Below are 17,134 nucleotides of genomic sequence, written 5' to 3' on the forward strand. Positions count from 1 at the left end.
ATCTAATATTTGGGGTGTGGTTCACAACCTTGAGTGCGTTTTATTTTTTTATCACCTTATCAAAAATAAGTCCTACAATCAGCCCGATAATGGCAAAAGGTAGCCACTCCATCGAATATTCTTTTAAAGGCAAATTCACGCCCGCCACCGATAGCACCGACACAACTGTTACCAAACCAAGGCTGACTCGCTTGGCAAAGACAGGTAAGGGTCTTATGATATTTAGCCCAAGCAAAATCATCGCCGTCATGGTAATCGGATATAGCACAAGTAGCACAGGAATGGATTTGCTAATCACCGCACCAAGACCCTGATTGGCAAGCACAAAACCGATAAAGGTAAAGATGATGACGTAGGCTTTATAGGATAAATTCACACCGCCAATTTTGGGAAACGTCTCATGGAAATATTCAGATGCCGACACGGTCAGCCCCACGGTGGTGGTCAGACACGCCAAAGACGCAATCAGCCCAAGCACCACCCCGCCTGCCGAGCCAAAGCCAAGCACCGCCGATTTATTCAAAATAAACGTGCCAATGTTTTGCCCTTTGTCCGCCACTTGTGTTAGCTCATCTGCCGATAGAGACAAATGGTTGCCAATCCAGCCAAGCGACAGATAAATAAGCGCCAATGCAGACGTGGCAATGAGTCCTGCCTTGGTGGTCTCGGCAAACAGATTTGCCTCCTTACCCACTTTTTGGCTGATGGCATTCATTACAATCACCGAAAACGCCACGGACGCAATCATGTCCATGGTATTATACCCCTCCAAAAACCCCACAAAAAACGCCTCGCCCTGATAGCCGTCTGTGGCAGTGCTGGCAGGATTACCGCCCAGTTTGGCAAAAGACATGACAATCAGAGATAGCACCGTAACAAGCAAAACAGGCGTTAGCACCGAGCCGATACGGTCGACAAGCTTACTTGGATTGATAGACAGCCACAGCGATATGGCATAATAAATCACGGTAAAAATGAGCAAGCTTGCCCAATTTGGCGTATCCAAAAACGGCACAACCGCCATCTCATACGCCACCGCCCCTGTGCGTGGAATGACAAACAACGGAGCAATGGTCAAATAAATCGCCGACAGCAACGCTATCGAAAACCAAGGATGAATCTTGGCAAGGGCGGACTGATAACCACCGTCATATTTTGAGCCAATCATCAAGCCCACCAACGGCAAGCCCACGCCCGTTAAAATAAAACCCAAAATGGCAGAGATAAAAAATTGCCCGCTTTCAAAGCCCAATTTGGGCGGAAAAATCAAATTGCCCGAGCCAAAGAAAAAGGCAAAGAGCATAAAGCCGATTACAAGCGTATTCTTATTCATGATTGTTTATGACACATTTTATAAAGATTGGCATTGTAACAATATTTTTAAAAATTGAACGGTTTTTGCTCCATTGATAATAAATTTTCATGGGTTAGCCAATTCATCAAACCCATCAAACTCATCCTCCTTTTTAATCTTAATCTCTTGACTGGGCAAGGCGTGTTCTACGTCATATCGTGCCACTTTATTTAACACATCAATCAAAAGCTCGCTTTGTTTTTTCCAAAACACCGTAACATCGGACGCATTAAGATAGCACCGCATTTCAATGACAAAGGCATCTTGGCGTAGCTCGCTTAACCTTACCAGCGTCCACTCATTATTGACATAGACGTGATTTTCTAAGAATAACTGCAAGTCATTGACAAGTCTACCGATTTCATCGGGGTTTGCCGTGCGTTTTAGGTACAAAAAATGGTAAAAATAAAACATATCCCGAGCGTCATAGTTCTCAATCTGCATGGCACTAAATTCACCATTTGGCACGGTTACAATCGTCCGAGACAGCGTACGGATACGGCTTGAACGAATGCCAATGTCAATCACCGTCCCTTCCATCGCCCCAAATCGACAATAATCGCCCACACGCACAGGTCTGTCCGCCACCACCATGACCGAGCCGATGAGATTTTCAATGGTTTTTTGAGCCCCGAATGCAAGGGCAAGACCACCCACCCCCAAAGCGGCAATTCCTGTCGTCAAATCAAAGCCCAAATTGCCAAAAATGATGATAACCGCCAAAATGAGCATAAAGGCTTTGGCAACCTTCCGAAACAGATTTAAAATAGACACCTGTTCAAGCCGTCTGTGCTTTCGGCTGTTGTCTTCGGCACGCATAAACACCGCATCAATGACACGCAAGCCAAGCCAAGCGGTCGCGAGCCATGCCACCACTTCAATGCCCCGAGTTACCGCCGAGCGAAGCGTAACAGGCACCGCCATTTGTACCATCATCTCAGGGAGCATGGACGCCAAAATCACCACCGCCAAAGGCAACAAGGCTTTGGACGGTATGCCAAACGGCTTGCCACGCACCTTAGGGCATAAAAAGGCAAACACGCCCCACCCTGCCCACAGACCACCCCATAAAAGCGATAAGCCAATGGCAATCAAGATGATGAGCGACACCACGTCCGAGATTTTATGCCCCAAGAGCTGTCTGTCACCAAAAAAATCCAGCCCAAAGGCATCGGCAAGCGTGGTGCGATTTTCGGTCAAATCTTTGGGCAGGTTATCCAGCGTTTCTTTATAAATTTGCCAATAAACCACGTTGTCTTTGTTGGTTTTTCTGATAAGTAGCAGGTCTATTTTATCATCATCAACATCAATCGTACCGACTTTTTCTAGGTTGCTTGGCATTCTGTCCGCCAAATCGCCTTCGCTTTTGTCGCTGATTGACAAATCAGGTAGTAGCCGTCCGCCTTTATCAAGGGCGAGTTTTAGGTCGTGGATAACTGTATCAGGCGTTTTTTGCTTTTTTAAAAAATCAGAATCCAAATACTTTGCTGTCAGCTCCATGTCCTTATCCGACAAGGCTTTGACAAAGTTTTGCATGGTGCTTCGTGGCGTGTCTCGCCCAAAGCTGTCTTGGGGCATGGGCATCTCGCTCTTTGGGGCGGTGTCGGTCAAGGCGGTATTGGCAAAGCTCGTCACAGGCACGGCAAGGGACAACACCGCTAGGACGATGACAAGGCAGGACTTGACAAAGGATTTGATAAAAATTATCGGACGAAATACAGATGTTAGCACGGTAGGCATGATGAATATGATTTTGAAAATCGGTTATTTTATCATGTAATCCATGACATATTGAACCTTTATAACACAATTTATAGTTTAAAAATATTGCAGAAATAAAATGGCTGTTTTACACAAACATTGCAAATTTGTTTGGTCTGGGTTTTATTATTTGTTTTGTTATTTTGAAATTTATTATCAACTAGGCTATAATAAGCACACCAAGAGATGTTGCAACTTTTTTAAGTCAGGCTTGGTTTAATGGTTTTAATATTGTGAATTAAATAATATACTAGCGAACTTGATATTTGCCACAGCTTGTAGGGGCGTGCTGTGCACGCCTATAAAACTGGCATTGTCAAAGGACGTGCTCAGCACGTCCCTACATCCACACATCATAAATTGTGGTAATTTTCAAGCCCTTTGGTTATATTTGTATAAGATTGTAGGAGCAAATTGCAATTTGCCCTAAACTTCTTAACTATATTTTTAAAATATTTTAATCATTATAAAACAACGACATCTGCGTTATTTTCTCATTTTTCATCATATAGGAGTGGACGCAGTGTCTACAGTTACCGCCCAAGAATTTAAAGACTACAAAGTCGCCGATATTAGCCTTGCCGAGTTTGGTCGCAAAGAGATTAAACTTGCCGAAACCGAAATGCCTGCTCTTATGGGCATTCGCAAACGCTACGCCAGCCAAAAGCCCCTAGCAGGGGCGAAGATTGTGGGCTGTATCCACATGACCATTCAAACGGCTGTCTTGATTGAAACGCTTGTGGCACTCGGGGCGGAGGTTCGCTGGACTTCGTGTAACATTTTTAGCACCCAAGACCACGCCGCCGCCGCCATTGCCGCCGCTGGCATTCCTGTCTTTGCATGGAAAGGCGAGACCGAAGAAGAGTACGAATGGTGCCTAGAACAACAAATCCACAAAGACGGCAAACTGTGGGATGCTAACCTTATCCTAGATGACGGTGGCGACTTGACCGCACTCATTCACAACAAATACCCCCAAATGCTAGATAGTATTCACGGCATTTCCGAAGAAACCACAACAGGTGTACACCGTTTGATTGAAATGCTTGGCAAAGGCGAGCTAAAAGTCCCTGCAATCAACGTCAATGACGCTGTTACCAAATCCAAAAATGACAACAAATACGGCTGTCGCCATTCACTCAATGACGCCATCAAGCGTGCCACCGATATGCTGTTGTCTGGTCGCCGTGCGTTGGTGATTGGTTATGGCGACGTAGGCAAAGGCTCTGCCCAAAGCCTACGCCAAGAAGGCATGATTGTGCGTGTGAGCGAGATTGACCCTATTTGTGCCATGCAAGCGTGTATGGACGGCTATGAGCTTGTTTCTCCATTTGTGGGTGGTGAGCAAAATCAAGGAGTTAATACTACACTACTCCAAGATACCGACCTTGTCGTTACCACCACAGGCAACTATCACGTGTGTAACGCCGAGATGTTAAAGGCTCTAAAATCCACCGCCGTGGTGTGCAACATCGGGCATTTTGATACCGAAATTGACACCGACTTTATGCGTAAAAACTGGAAATGGGTTGAAGTCAAGCCACAAGTTCATCAAGTCTATCGCTCAAATGATGAGTCGGATTATCTTATCGTGCTATCCGAAGGTCGCCTTGTCAACCTAGGCAACGCCACAGGTCATCCGTCTCGTATCATGGACGGCTCATTTGCCAACCAAGTGCTTGCCCAAATCCATCTGTACAAAGAAAAATTTGCCGACTTGCCAAGTGCTGACAAGCAAGGCAAGGTTTATGTTAAAGTCCTACCCAAAAAACTGGACGAAGAAGTCGCCGCCGCCATGGTCGCAGGCTTTAATGGGGTTATCACCAAACTCACCCAAGAACAAGCGGACTATCTGGGGGTAGATGTGAACGGTCCTTTTAAGGCAGATGAGTATAAATACTAAACGTAACATAGGCACGGTGTCGCACGTGCATCATTGATAAAAACAGCCGGCGACACCATTTAGATAATAGATTACAACAGGAGTAAATTAAGCATGTTTTCCAAACGATTCATCAAAAATATTGGCATTTTTGGACTTAGTGCCACCACAAGCATCTTTACGCTCATCGCTTGTGGCAAAGGCATCGGTGACCATCATGGCAACCAAACCGAACTACACCAAAGCAGCGATGTATTACCCAATGAACTGTTATTGCAACTGCACAACTTACCTCAAATAACCTCAGGATTGGGCGATACAGGCAAAGATGTCATCAACCCAAATAAACCCACATTGGTAAAATTCTGGGCAAGTTGGTGCCCTCTGTGCCTAGGCACACTACAAGAAACACAAGACTGGCACAACGACCCCAAATTTTCAGACTTTAATATTGTTACTGTTGTCAGCCCAAATCACCTTGGAGAAAAACCCACTCAGGTCTTTAAAGATTGGTATCAAGTATTACAAGCAGACTATCCTACCTTACCTGTACTAATTGACACAGAAGCAAAAATCATCACTCAGCTGGGCGTACAAGTCTATCCAAGTTGGGTAATATTAGACAAACACGGTAAACTTGTGTATCTTAACAGGGGAAATCTAAGCCAAGAACAAATGAACTATTTGGCAGATAATCCTAATGCTCTAGAAGCCTTAAAAACACAAAACAGCACCATGACCCGACCCAGCCAAAACACCAACTATTACAACAGTAATGGCAATACGGCTAACGTGAGCACCATCTATTTGGCAGGGGGCTGTTTTTGGGGTGTTGAGGCTTATATGGAACGCATTGACGGCGTTTTGGATGCGGTAAGTGGCTATGCCAATGGCAGTCCAAATCTACCAAATCCAAGCTATGAGGAGGTCATCAGAGGTTCAGGTCATGCCGAGACCGTCAAGGTAACATATGATGCTGACAAAGTGGATTTAGATACATTATTACAGTACTATTTTCGCATTATTGACCCCACCAGCATCAACAAGCAAGGCAATGACCGTGGCATACAGTATCGTACGGGCATTTATTACGTCAATACACAAGATAAAGCGGTCATTGATAAAGCACTAAACGCCTTACAAGATAAGTACCAACAAAAAATTGCCGTTGAAAACCTGCCGTTATCCAATTTTAGCATGGCAGAAAACTACCATCAAGATTATCTTACCAAAAACCCTGACGGTTATTGTCATGTTGATTTAAGTCTTGCCAATAAAAAAATCACCAAAAACAGCCCCAATACTTTGGCTGAGGCAAAGACCGTTGATGAAGCATTAGACCCAACACGCTATCAAAATTTTGATAAAGACAATTTAAAACAAACCCTAACCGATGCCCAATATCGCATCACGCAACAAGCAAAAACAGAATGGGCATTTAGTCATGACTATGACCAATTATTTGATGACGGCCTGTATGTAGATGTTGTTAGTGGTGAACCTTTATTTTTATCTACCGACAAATACAATTCTCGCTGTGGTTGGCCAAGCTTTACAAAACCCATCACCCCAGAGGTCATCACCGAACACAAAGACGACAGTTATAATATGATTCGCACAGAAGTGCGTTCAAGAGTGGCGGATTCACATTTGGGACATGTATTTACTGATGGGCCGCAAGACAGAGGTGGTTTGCGTTATTGTATCAATGGCAATGCACTAAAATTCATACCAAAAGCACAGATGCAAAAAGAGGGTTATGGAGCTTTATTACCACTTATTTTACCTGCCAGACCGTAAATTTTGTATAAAGATTGTAGAGCTGGGTTATATTTTACCTATTGACATTATTGGCATTTAAAATGGATATAACCCACCCTACATTTTCCGATTCAAATATTAGGGCGTGCGTGCCTTTTGTATTCGCAATGAAAATCACGAAAAATCGCCCGTTTTCAAGGAAAAAATGCAGGCTGATAGTCATTCTATCAGGCAAGTTTTTGACTTCGAGCCACAATCCGACCACTTAACTGGGTAAATTTTAAGAGTTTTAACTTGTTTTTTTAAATTAAGTGGTCGGATAGCCATTTTTCATGCAAAAATGATTAGTCTATTTCTAAAATATTTCTATATTGTAAATAGTGTTATAAAGGACAGGCACGCCCTATAAAGTTTTTGGGTTTTTATATCAAATTCTTACTCTCCAAATCAAGCAATATTCGCTTAATTGACACTCCACCCGTATACCCACCCAGCGTACCGTCCGACGCTATCACACGATGACATGGCACAATGAGCGAGATTAAGTTTTTGCCATTGGCGTTGGCACACGCCCGATGTGCGGTAGGTTTATTTATCATACTTGCCAGCTCTTTATAACTTATCGTGTGTCCATAAGGGATTTTACAAAGCGTTTGCCAAACTTTTATTTGAAAATCGGTGCCATGCGATAAATCAAGCGGTAATTCAAATACCGTGCGTTCGCCTTTAAAATATTCATCTAATTGAGCAGTGGTTTGCAAGGCAATCGATTGGTTTTTATCAATATCTTTTAACTCCGCCTGTTTTATAAAAACCGCATGCTGATTTAATTTATTAAAGATTTGGGCGGTTTTGTCGTTATACCAATCTAACGCCAATAACCTGCCGTCTTTGACCGTCAAAGTTATCATCGGCAAATCTATGGGCGGATAATAATGCGTGGTTATCATAAGTTTCTTTTAATTTATCCTTTATAGGGCGTATTAAACTTTGGTATTTGCAATGAAAATCACGAAAAATCGCCCGTTTTTCAAGGAAAAAATGCAGGCTGATGGTCATTCTATCAGGCAAGTTTTTGACTTCGAGCCACAATCCGACCACTTCAATCAGGTAAATTTTTAAAATTTTAACTTAACTTTTAAAATTAAGTGGTCGAATAGCCATTTTTCATGCAAAAATTGATAAATTGTCAAGTTTTCATCTTATTTTATAAGATGTTATCAATGTTCAACATGTCCTAATAAAAGGTGAAATACATTCGCCTTTTTGTTATTTTTCTTCGCTGATGAGTGCATCTACAAACTCTTTGGGGTCAAAGGGCTGTAAATCATCAATCTGCTCGCCCACGCCGATAAAGCGAATGGGGACATCGGTCGTCTGGGCGACATTAAAGACCACACCGCCTTTTGCCGTGCCGTCCAGTTTGGTAATGGTAACGCCTGATAATGGGGCGACTTCGCTAAATAGATTGACCTGACTAATGGCATTTTGACCCGTACCAGCATCTAGTACAATCATGCACTCATGTGGGGCGGTCTCATCTGCTTTTTTCATGACACGAATGACTTTTTCAAGCTCGTTCATGAGATACGTTTTGTTTTGTAGTCGCCCTGCGGTATCGGCAATGAGCACGTCAATGCCCTTTGCCTTAGCCGATTGCATGGCATCAAAAATCACCGACGCACTGTCCGAACCCTGCCCCTGTGCCACCACAGGAATGCCGTTACGCTCGCCCCACACTTGAAGCTGTTCGGTCGCTGCCGCCCGAAACGTGTCGCCTGCTGCGAGCATGACCGATTTGCCTTCACTCTGTAAGCGTTTGGCAAGTTTGCCAATGGTCGTGGTCTTACCCACGCCATTAACGCCAACCATGAGAATCACAAACGGTTTTTTGGTCGAGTCAATGACCAGCGGGGCAACTTTGGGTTCTAAAATGTCTACCAACTCCTTTTTTAGGGCTTTATATAACGAGTGCGAATAAATCAAATCGCCCCGTGCCGTCTGCTCGGTTAGGCTCGTGATAATCCGATTGGTCGCATCCACGCCAATGTCCGCCACCAGAAGCTGATCTTCGACTTCTTCTAACAACTCATCATCAATCTCTTTGCCACCGACTAGGACATTCATCAGACCTTCTGATAAATTCTTACTGGATTTGGATAATCCTGCTTTCATACGGGCAAAAAATCCGCTTTTATTCTCGCTCATGTCTACTTGCTCATCTTATTAAATCTGCGATTAATAATAGCATATTTTTGGGTATAATTAAATTTAGCGATGACAAAATGACAATATTTTTACAAAAACCGCTGTTTTTTTGGGGCAAATGTGTTAAATTATCCAAATTTTTAGTATACTTATCTATTAAGGATTTTTATGAAAACGTACGCCTTACCCGCCTTAATGCTTGCCATCGCCCTACTGACTGGCTGTGGTAATGACAAACCTACTGCCACACCTGCCGAAGAGACCACCCAAGACACCACCACCCAAAAAGCCCCCAAAACGATTGCCATCAGTGCCATTGTGGAACATCCATCGCTTGAAGACATCAGAAAAGGGGTGATTTATGGCTTGGGACAACATGGCTACCAAGAAGGACAAAATCTGACGGTAAATTTCCAATCAGCACAGGGTAACATGGCGACCATGGGGCAAATCTCCAAGCAGTTCGCCGCCGACACCCCTGATGCCATCGTTGCCATCACCACCCCCACCGCCCAGAGTCTGGCGGCAGCAACCCAGAGTATTCCCCTGATTTACACCGCTGTCTCCGACCCTGTGGCGGCTAAACTTATCGATAATAACAACCAAGCCCTACAAGCGAACATCACTGGACTTTCTAGCCAGCTACCGCTTGAACCACAGCTTGATTTATTCACCCAAATCAAGCCTGATGCTAAGCGTATCGGCTTTGTATATAGCCCCGGTGAGGCAAACTCTGTAGCCATCAAAGAACAGCTGGCTGTCGAACTTCCCAAGCGTGGGATGACCCTTGTGGACGTGCCTGCCAACCGCTCGGCCGATGTCGCTGCCGCCACTCGTGCTTTGGACGGACGCGCCGATTTGATTTATACATCACTTGACAATGGCGTGGCATCGGCAATGGAGGCGATGGTTGGGGTTGCCAATGAGTTAAAAATCCCTGTCATCGCATCCGATGAGTTTAGTGTCAGACGTGGGGCGAGTGCAGGGCTTGGGGTCAATGATTTTGATTTTGGCGTAACCACCGCCAAACTGGTCGCCCAAGCCCTAGACGGCACCAAGCCTACCGACATCGCCCCTGAGGTCATGAACAAACTCACGCTCTACGTCAGCCCCAAACACGCCCAAAATCAAGGCGTAACCATCAGTGATGAACTCATAAAAGACGCCATTGATGTGGATAGCGTGCCACGTAAAGAATAAAGTTCATGCCACAAAAGGATATTGCAAACATCTTTTTGACGATTCTGGTGAATGGACGAGCGAATATTTTAGCGAGCCTGACAATCAAAATAGCCCCTTATCTTATAAATTTTCAAGCGATGCCGAATTAATCAGCGTATCTGACAAAACCGTGCAGATTGTCCGTGAAGATTATTTGTTTGACTTTGGGGCACACGGTATACCGTCTGTTGAGTTTTATGTGATGGATTTGGCAGATAAAAAACGTCTAAAACTCGATGATGTGCTTATAAATCCTGCCAAAAAATCTGAACTGGAAAATTTATTAAAGCAAGAATTCACAAAAGAGCTAAAAACCAAAATGGGGCTGACGGACGATGAAGTGCAAAGCCATTTTGACTTTTGGGAATTTGTCATCACGGATAATTTTTACTTTTCGCCAAAAGGCATGACTTTTGTCTATATTCCTTATGAAATCGCCCCTTATGCGATGGGCTTTACCGCATTAAACATAAGTAAAGCACAATTAAAAGGCTTGATTAAAGATAAATACATTCATCAAAGTTTTGACCAATTTGATGATAATCAATGGAGCAAATCAAGCCAAATGCAGTAAGTTTGATTGAAAAATCAAAAAATTTAAACCCATAATTTTTAAGGAGTATTTATGAAAAAACTTTTACTATCCGCCCTGTTTGCCACCACCCTATTTTCTGCCCCTGCTATGGCAAAAGTAGAGCCTGACATTATCCGCACCACTTATGGTGATTTTGACGCACAGGGGCAATTATTATCTGCCAATGAAACGGCTTTAAAAGCGATGGATTTTAAAGTGGTGGAAAATAACGCGAACAAAGGCGATGCCACCGCCCAATTTCATCTTGCCAAAATGTATGAGTTGGGCGTTCATACCCAAACAGATGAGAAAAAAGCGATAGAATGGTATAAAAAATCTGCCGAAAATGGCAATGCCTTTGCGATGAATAATTATGCCTATTATTTAAGCGAAAATGAAGCCTTAGAATGGTTTAAAAAAGCCAGTGATTTAAATCAACCGCACGCAAAAATGGCTTTGGCAATGTATTATATTAACAGCAAAAGCGATATTCAAAAAGGTGTGGATTTGTTATTAGAGCTTGGTGAAAATGGCTTTGCTCCTGCTTATCTTTTATTATCGCAATTGTCTGACGAATTGCCTACGGACATTTATCAAAAACTCTATCCCAATAAAAAAGACTCAGTCCATCATATCATCAAATCTGCCGAAATGGGATATAGCCACGCCCAAGTGTATTTGGCACAGTTTTCTGGTATGTTATTTTTCTTTGGGGCGGATATTGACGAAAATGGCGAAAAAGCCGATGATGACAATGCGATATTATCAAAATCAAAACAAAATATCGTCAATTCTTATGGCTGGGCAAAACGAGCCTGTAATAATGGCAATGAGTTGGGCTGTCAATCCGCAGAATATTATGATGAGTTAAGAACTCGAGATTTAAGCGAGCTTAAAAAAGAATGCGAAAGCCAAACAGACCAAAAATTAAAACAAGACTTTTGCCGAGCCTATGAATTTAATAATGACATCAAAAACGAGCTAGACAATATATACAAACGCTATGAATGATGAGTTAATCAAATTTTAATGTCGTTTTTTAATTCAGTTTTAATTTACTTAAAAGGAAACTTTTATGAAAAAATTCATGTTACCCCTAATGCTTGCCTTAATGGCAAGCCCTGCCTTTGCCGAAACGGTGTTTTTGTGCGATACTACAAACGGCAAACAAGTTAAGCTTATAGATAATGGCAATTCATTTACTTATGAGTTTAGCAAGGGCAAAAAGACCGAGCTTAACTTTTCTATTGCCAAACATAAAATTGACTACACAGAAGGGGCTTGGAAGGCAGAAAGTGGGTATTATTGGACAATGCCTTATAAAGGCAATACCTACACCGTCTTTTCTAGTATGATTAATTTGGACGAAAATAGTAAAGAATTCTCAGAGCCTAAAAAAGAAGCAGGGGTCATTGTCAATCAAGACAAACCCAATTCAAAAACCATTTTGTGCAATCCCAAACAAATTAAAGTTGATGAGCTTGAAAATTATGGTACACCAAACTAATTTTTAAGCCAAAAACTAAAACGGTGCGTTGTACACACCTTAGGATTTAATCTTAACTTTAAAAGGAAAAATTTATGAAAATTTTAAAACTCTCCGCCACCGCCCTAATCATCGCAGGGGCAAGTTTATTTAGTCAATCGGCTTTGGCGTGCCAAGACAGTGGTTCTGGGCGTTGTGGTAATCAAGGATATTCAGGTAATACCTATAATGGCGGTTATGGCTATGGTAATTCTGGTGGTTATGGTAATGTTAATTCTGGTGGTTATAGTGGTACACATCATAAATACATTGGGCTTGCTTGGACAAAAGACAACAAGCCATTTTTTGATAATAGCATCATGATTACACTGTCTGATACACCCACCGAAAATGATTGGACAATACAAGACAAGCTTACGCTTGGTCAATGCGAGCAAAGCAGTCGCCGTAGCCCTTGTAGAATGGCTCATTCTATGACAAATGGCTGTATCGCCATCGCCCAAGTAGGCGAGATGATGTATGCTGATGGCGGTGCAACTTGCAATGAAGCCAAACAAAAAGCGATGCAATTATGCCAAGCGGAAGATAAAAGCCCCAATGCCTGTAAAATTCATACAAGCAAACAATCCTAATAAAGGCCAAACACACCATTTAAAATAAATCTTTAAATGGTGTGTGCCAATTCATTTAAGAGAAATTTTAATGAAAAAACTCACTTTATCCGCCCTAGCCTTAATCGCTTTTACCAGTGTAACAGGCTGTATGTCCATCATCTCTGAAATTAAAAATGAGCGAGAAAAAGCCGTTGCTGACTGTGATAAATTCCCAAAAATTAAAGGACATCATTTGACCTATTGCCCGAACACCCATTATGCCATCGCCAAAAAAGATATGGAGCAATACACGCTCATCAAACCGACAGGCGAAATGAGTGAGTATTATGATAATATAACTTTTTCAACTCGTCATAAAGAGCAGTTTTATTTTATTGTCAAGCAAAATAAGCAAATGGGCGTGATGAATTTGGACGGAAAAATGATTTTGCCATTGGATAACTATACAGGTTTTATCAGTTATGATTATGCTAATGGCTTTGCTGTTTGTGGGGCATTTGGCAGTATTGGCGATGCAGGCTATCAAAAAAATTGCTATGATGGAAAGGGCAATAAAACCACGCCTTAATTGATTTAAAAGGAAACCGTGATGAAAAAGTTAATGTTATTCGCTTTAATTGGAACGGCTTTGTTTTCTAATATTGTTAATGCAGAAACTTATTTTGAATGCACCGATACAGACAATAACCACATTAGTCTAAAAGATAATGGTGATTTAATTCGTTATCAATTTAAAAATAACGATGGCGAAACTTATTTTGATATAACAAAAAATAGCATTACTGCCAAAACAGATTATTTTGACAATATTCAAGAACAATATGCTGAATTTTTTGGCGATAATGTACATTATTATTTTGCTCATCGCAAATTTGCTAATGGTAAAGAAGATATATATTTAGAAATTACAATGAATGATGAATTTGGCGACATCAAGGAAATTCATCAATGCAATCAAGAATTGCCAATTTTAAATTCTTTGTATTTATTAATCAATTCTTGATATTAAAAGAGAGAAATCGTTATGAAAAAGTTAATGTTATCCGCTTTAATAATTACGGTTTTATGTTCTAATATTACGGTTGCCCAAACTTTTATCAAAATTCATCATTTACCCGAACATATCAAAAGCCATGATGAATTGGTACAAATAACCACCCCCATCGCCAATTCAAATCCTAATTCTTACTATGAGTTTGAATTTGAATTGATTGATGTGCCGAAAAATTTGGAGCTTATCTCGGTAAATGGTAACTATTGGGCGAATAATTGCTTTTATTCTTTATACGGTAAGCGATAATAAATATACGGTGCGTATTTATGATGATTATTGGTAAAATTAAGATTATTTAAAAAATGGCGTGATATGTAAATGGAAACTCAATCATGGCGAATTTGTCTTTTTTGTCTTTGTCCAAAAAGACAATCCCAATTTAACCCAAAAAAAATACCATGACCTTTGATGATTTTATCAAGAAAAACCACTTTGACCATCTACCATCCCACAGGGTCAATGTCTATCGCCATCTTAACCCCCCGAGAGCTGGGCAGGGCAAGCACACCCTGCCACCACCATGCCAACACGTCATGTAACACTTTGCGTTCTTTGGCAAGGATAAGCATCTGCACATGAAAGCGGTTGTTTTTCTTGACCATCGGGGCATCAATGGGGGCAAGCACGGCAAAGGGATGAGCTTGGGGCAGATGGTTTTTTGCTCCGATGATGGCATTTTTGGCGACATCAAGCCGATGAGCATCCGCCCGCACCAGCACCGCATGACTATACGGTGGTAGTCCCAACCCATACCGTTCTGCCAATAAGTCATGGGCGAATTTATCATAGCCGTGGCGTATCAAATCAAGCAGTAATGGATTATCAGGGTTTAGGGTCTGTATCAGCACCTCCCCTGCCCGTCCTGCACGCCCTGCCCGTCCTGCCACCTGCATAATCATCTGGGCGGTGTGCTCAGGCGAACGAAAATCAGGCGACAAAAATCCGCTGTCAGCATTGACAATCACCACTAGCGTGACATTAGGAAAATGATGACCTTTTGCCAACATTTGTGTACCTACCAATATCATCGGCTCGCCCGTACTAACACGTTCATACAGTCTATCCCACGCCCCCTTGCCACGCACCGTATCACGGTCTATCTGCACGATGGGATAAGGGGTCTGGACGGTTTGGGGATTGGCAAAAATGCCATGCAACCTTTCGTACAACTGCCCTGTCCCCTGCCCCAAATGTACAAGATTTGGGCTATAACAGCTCGGGCAAACCTTGGGCGTCACCACCTGATAGCCACAATGATGGCATTTTAGATAATCATACAGATACTGCTCATTGGCATGGCGTGCTTTTTTAAAGGGGTTTTTGTGCAAGGTCAGATGACTGCTACACCGCACGCAGTCCGCTTGCCAGCCACACGCCCCACATAAGAGAATCGGGGCATAGCCACGGCGATTTAGAAACATCAACACCTGCTCGCCCCGCCCTAAGGTCTCACGCACCGCCTGCACCGTCTGATGAGCCAGTTCAGTATCACGGCTCTCGCCTGTCATGTCCGTCTGCCATTGTGTTCCCATTCTCATGTCCACAAGACGAAACGTAGGCGGTATCGCACCCCCTGCCCGTTTGGTGAGTTTGCATTCATGCAGTTTGCCATCACGGACAAGTTTGATTTGTTCAAGGCTGGGCGTTGCCGTGCCTAGCACCACAGGGATTTGTTTTAACACCCCCACATACAACGCCACATCACAGGCGTGATATCGCAAATGGTCTTGCTGTTTAAAGCTCGTATCGTGAGCTTCATCAATAATAATCAGCCCCAAATTGGCAAAGAGGTAAAACAGTGCCGAACGTGTGGCGATGATGATTTGGGCTTGCCCCTGCCGACACGCCTGCCATCCCGACAGCCGTTCTTTGTCGTTTAATGATGAATGTAACACCACGACATTCGCCCCAAAGCGTGCCGAGAACCGCTCCCGACTCTGTGGGGTCAGTCCTATCTCAGGCACCATAATCAGCACCTGCCGACCCTGTGCCAGCACCTGCTCCATCGCTTGTAGGTACACTTCGGTCTTGCCCGAGCCTGTTACGCCATTGAGCAATATACCTTGATAACACCCGTCATGTATGCTTTGGCTTATCTGCGTCAGTGCCAAGCGTTGTTCGTTATTTAGGGTCAGTGGCTTTTGCACCACTTGGGCAGGCAGGGGCGGTGTGTTTGGGGCGGTGTGACATTCTATCAGCTCTTTTTGGACAAATAGTGTCAAATTCCGCTCTGTTACCCCAAGCATACGCAAGGTGTGTTTGGTGGCGTTCGGGTTATCACGGATAACGGCAAAGTCAGCGTGCTGTTTTTTGGCAGTTTTACTCAGCACGCCTTTAACAAACCCATCATCAGCGTGAGCGACCGCCCGATATCGCCATACCTCATCACTGACATCCGCCCCCGCCTTGATGAGCGTGGGCAACATCACCGCCATCGTATCGCCCAGCGGATAATGATAATAAGACGACAGCCATCGGGCAAGTTTAAAAAAATATTCATCAAAAATCGGCCCATCATCAATCACACAAATGAGTGATTTTAATTTATCCTGTGGCACATCACTGTCATCGGGGTGGACATGATTTGCCACGATGCCGATAAGCTCTTGGCGACCGAACGGCACTTTGACACGCACGCCTATCGGTGGCAATACGTCCGCCACACGATAATCAAACAGGCGATAAAGCGGTACAGGCAAGGCGACTTGGATTAGCATGGTGTGGTCTTTAACATAAAAATAAGGGCGGTATTCGCCCTTACATTGACATTTATTAAAAATTTATTCAATATATAAAATCGCTTCAATCTCCACCAACGCCCCTTTTGGTAAGGCAGAGACTTCTAGGGCGGCACGGGCAGGATAAGGAGCGGTGAGACGAGATTCAAAGATTTGATTTAATTCATTAAAATCATTCAAATCATCTAATGATACGTTAAACTTCACCACATCCGCCAAACTACCGCCTGCCGCTTTGGCAATGGCTTCAATGTTATCAAACACTTGCTCGGCTTGGGCGGTGAACCCATCACGCAAGGTCATGCTTACAGGGTCAAGCCCGATTTGACCTGAGACATAGACGGTATTACCCACCTTGACAGCTTGTGAGTACGTTCCTACCGCTTTTGGGGCATTGTCGGTATGAATGATTTGTTTTGGCATCGTTATTCCTGAAATATTTCTATGTTTAAATGCTGTTTAAATACTATTTATCTTAAAC

At 43.0% G+C, this 17,134-nt stretch carries 16 protein-coding genes; 10 read left to right on the forward strand and 6 right to left on the reverse strand.

Annotated features, from left to right (window positions below; all coding sequences use genetic code 11):
- Positions 1-40 precede the first annotated feature (40 nt).
- Positions 41-1,333 carry a branched-chain amino acid transport system II carrier protein gene (gene brnQ / locus K941_RS0100680; protein WP_029102075.1) on the reverse strand — a complete coding sequence of 431 codons (1,293 nt, stop codon included), beginning with the start codon at positions 1,331-1,333 and terminating at the stop codon, positions 41-43.
- An 87-nt stretch (positions 1,334-1,420) separates the two neighbouring features.
- Entirely contained in the window at positions 1,421-3,094 is a 1,674-nt protein-coding gene (locus tag K941_RS14260) for a mechanosensitive ion channel family protein (RefSeq protein ID WP_115341062.1), read from the reverse strand.
- Between the two features lie 544 nt (positions 3,095-3,638).
- Here K941_RS14260 and ahcY point away from each other — a divergent pair.
- Positions 3,639-5,018: an adenosylhomocysteinase gene (gene ahcY / locus K941_RS0100690; protein WP_029102076.1), complete on the forward strand. Its 1,380-nt coding sequence runs from the start codon at positions 3,639-3,641 to the stop codon at positions 5,016-5,018.
- Positions 5,019-5,111: 93 nt separating this feature from the next.
- Positions 5,112-6,797 (forward strand): bifunctional peptide-methionine (S)-S-oxide reductase MsrA/peptide-methionine (R)-S-oxide reductase MsrB, encoded by a 1,686-nt coding sequence (gene msrAB, locus K941_RS0100695; RefSeq protein WP_051225764.1) that lies wholly within the window; start codon positions 5,112-5,114, stop codon positions 6,795-6,797.
- 383 nt (positions 6,798-7,180) lie between these two features.
- Here msrAB and K941_RS0100700 read toward each other — a convergent pair whose 3' ends face one another.
- Together K941_RS0100700 and ftsY are read right to left on the reverse strand one after the other, a co-directional pair.
- Positions 7,181-7,708: a methylated-DNA--[protein]-cysteine S-methyltransferase gene (locus K941_RS0100700; protein ID WP_029102078.1), complete on the reverse strand. Its 528-nt coding sequence runs from the start codon at positions 7,706-7,708 to the stop codon at positions 7,181-7,183.
- Between the two features lie 319 nt (positions 7,709-8,027).
- The gene (gene ftsY, locus K941_RS0100710; RefSeq protein WP_029102079.1) at positions 8,028-8,966 is read right to left on the reverse strand and encodes a signal recognition particle-docking protein FtsY; all 939 of its coding nucleotides are present in this window, start codon (positions 8,964-8,966) and stop codon (positions 8,028-8,030) included.
- A 168-nt stretch (positions 8,967-9,134) separates the two neighbouring features.
- Between ftsY and K941_RS14265 the strand changes: the two genes are divergently transcribed.
- From K941_RS14265 to K941_RS0100750, 8 genes are all read left to right on the forward strand, one after another.
- Positions 9,135-10,166, forward strand: a complete 1,032-nt coding sequence (locus tag K941_RS14265) for an ABC transporter substrate-binding protein (RefSeq protein ID WP_036387080.1) — start codon at positions 9,135-9,137, stop codon at positions 10,164-10,166.
- Complete coding sequence (locus K941_RS0100720) at positions 10,138-10,761, forward strand: RsiV family protein (protein ID WP_029102080.1); 624 nt, start codon at positions 10,138-10,140, stop codon at positions 10,759-10,761. The genes K941_RS14265 and K941_RS0100720 overlap by 29 nt, the downstream gene beginning before the upstream one ends.
- Before the next feature lie 51 nt (positions 10,762-10,812).
- Positions 10,813-11,772 carry a tetratricopeptide repeat protein gene (locus K941_RS0100725; RefSeq protein WP_029102081.1) on the forward strand — a complete coding sequence of 320 codons (960 nt, stop codon included), beginning with the start codon at positions 10,813-10,815 and terminating at the stop codon, positions 11,770-11,772.
- Positions 11,773-11,836: 64 nt separating this feature from the next.
- Positions 11,837-12,268 carry a hypothetical protein gene (locus tag K941_RS0100730; protein ID WP_029102082.1) on the forward strand — a complete coding sequence of 144 codons (432 nt, stop codon included), beginning with the start codon at positions 11,837-11,839 and terminating at the stop codon, positions 12,266-12,268.
- Between the two features lie 74 nt (positions 12,269-12,342).
- Entirely contained in the window at positions 12,343-12,879 is a 537-nt protein-coding gene (locus K941_RS0100735; protein ID WP_029102083.1) for a DUF4189 domain-containing protein, read from the forward strand.
- A gap of 70 nt (positions 12,880-12,949) precedes the next feature.
- Positions 12,950-13,429, forward strand: a complete 480-nt coding sequence (locus K941_RS0100740) for a hypothetical protein (protein WP_029102084.1) — start codon at positions 12,950-12,952, stop codon at positions 13,427-13,429.
- A 21-nt stretch (positions 13,430-13,450) separates the two neighbouring features.
- Complete coding sequence (locus K941_RS0100745) at positions 13,451-13,864, forward strand: hypothetical protein (RefSeq protein WP_029102085.1); 414 nt, start codon at positions 13,451-13,453, stop codon at positions 13,862-13,864.
- Between the two features lie 21 nt (positions 13,865-13,885).
- Positions 13,886-14,161 (forward strand): hypothetical protein, encoded by a 276-nt coding sequence (locus K941_RS0100750; protein WP_029102086.1) that lies wholly within the window; start codon positions 13,886-13,888, stop codon positions 14,159-14,161.
- A gap of 194 nt (positions 14,162-14,355) precedes the next feature.
- Here the strand turns inward: K941_RS0100750 and K941_RS0100760 are convergent, their stop codons facing one another.
- On the reverse strand, positions 14,356-16,632 hold the full coding sequence (locus tag K941_RS0100760; protein ID WP_029102087.1) for a primosomal protein N': 2,277 nt from the start codon (positions 16,630-16,632) through the stop codon (positions 14,356-14,358).
- A gap of 63 nt (positions 16,633-16,695) precedes the next feature.
- Positions 16,696-17,076 carry a Rid family detoxifying hydrolase gene (locus tag K941_RS0100765; protein ID WP_029102088.1) on the reverse strand — a complete coding sequence of 127 codons (381 nt, stop codon included), beginning with the start codon at positions 17,074-17,076 and terminating at the stop codon, positions 16,696-16,698.
- Positions 17,077-17,134: the final 58 nt, after the last annotated feature.

It is taken from the genome of Moraxella caprae DSM 19149 (assembly GCF_000426885.1).
In the GTDB taxonomy this organism is placed as follows: domain Bacteria; phylum Pseudomonadota; class Gammaproteobacteria; order Pseudomonadales; family Moraxellaceae; genus Moraxella; species Moraxella caprae.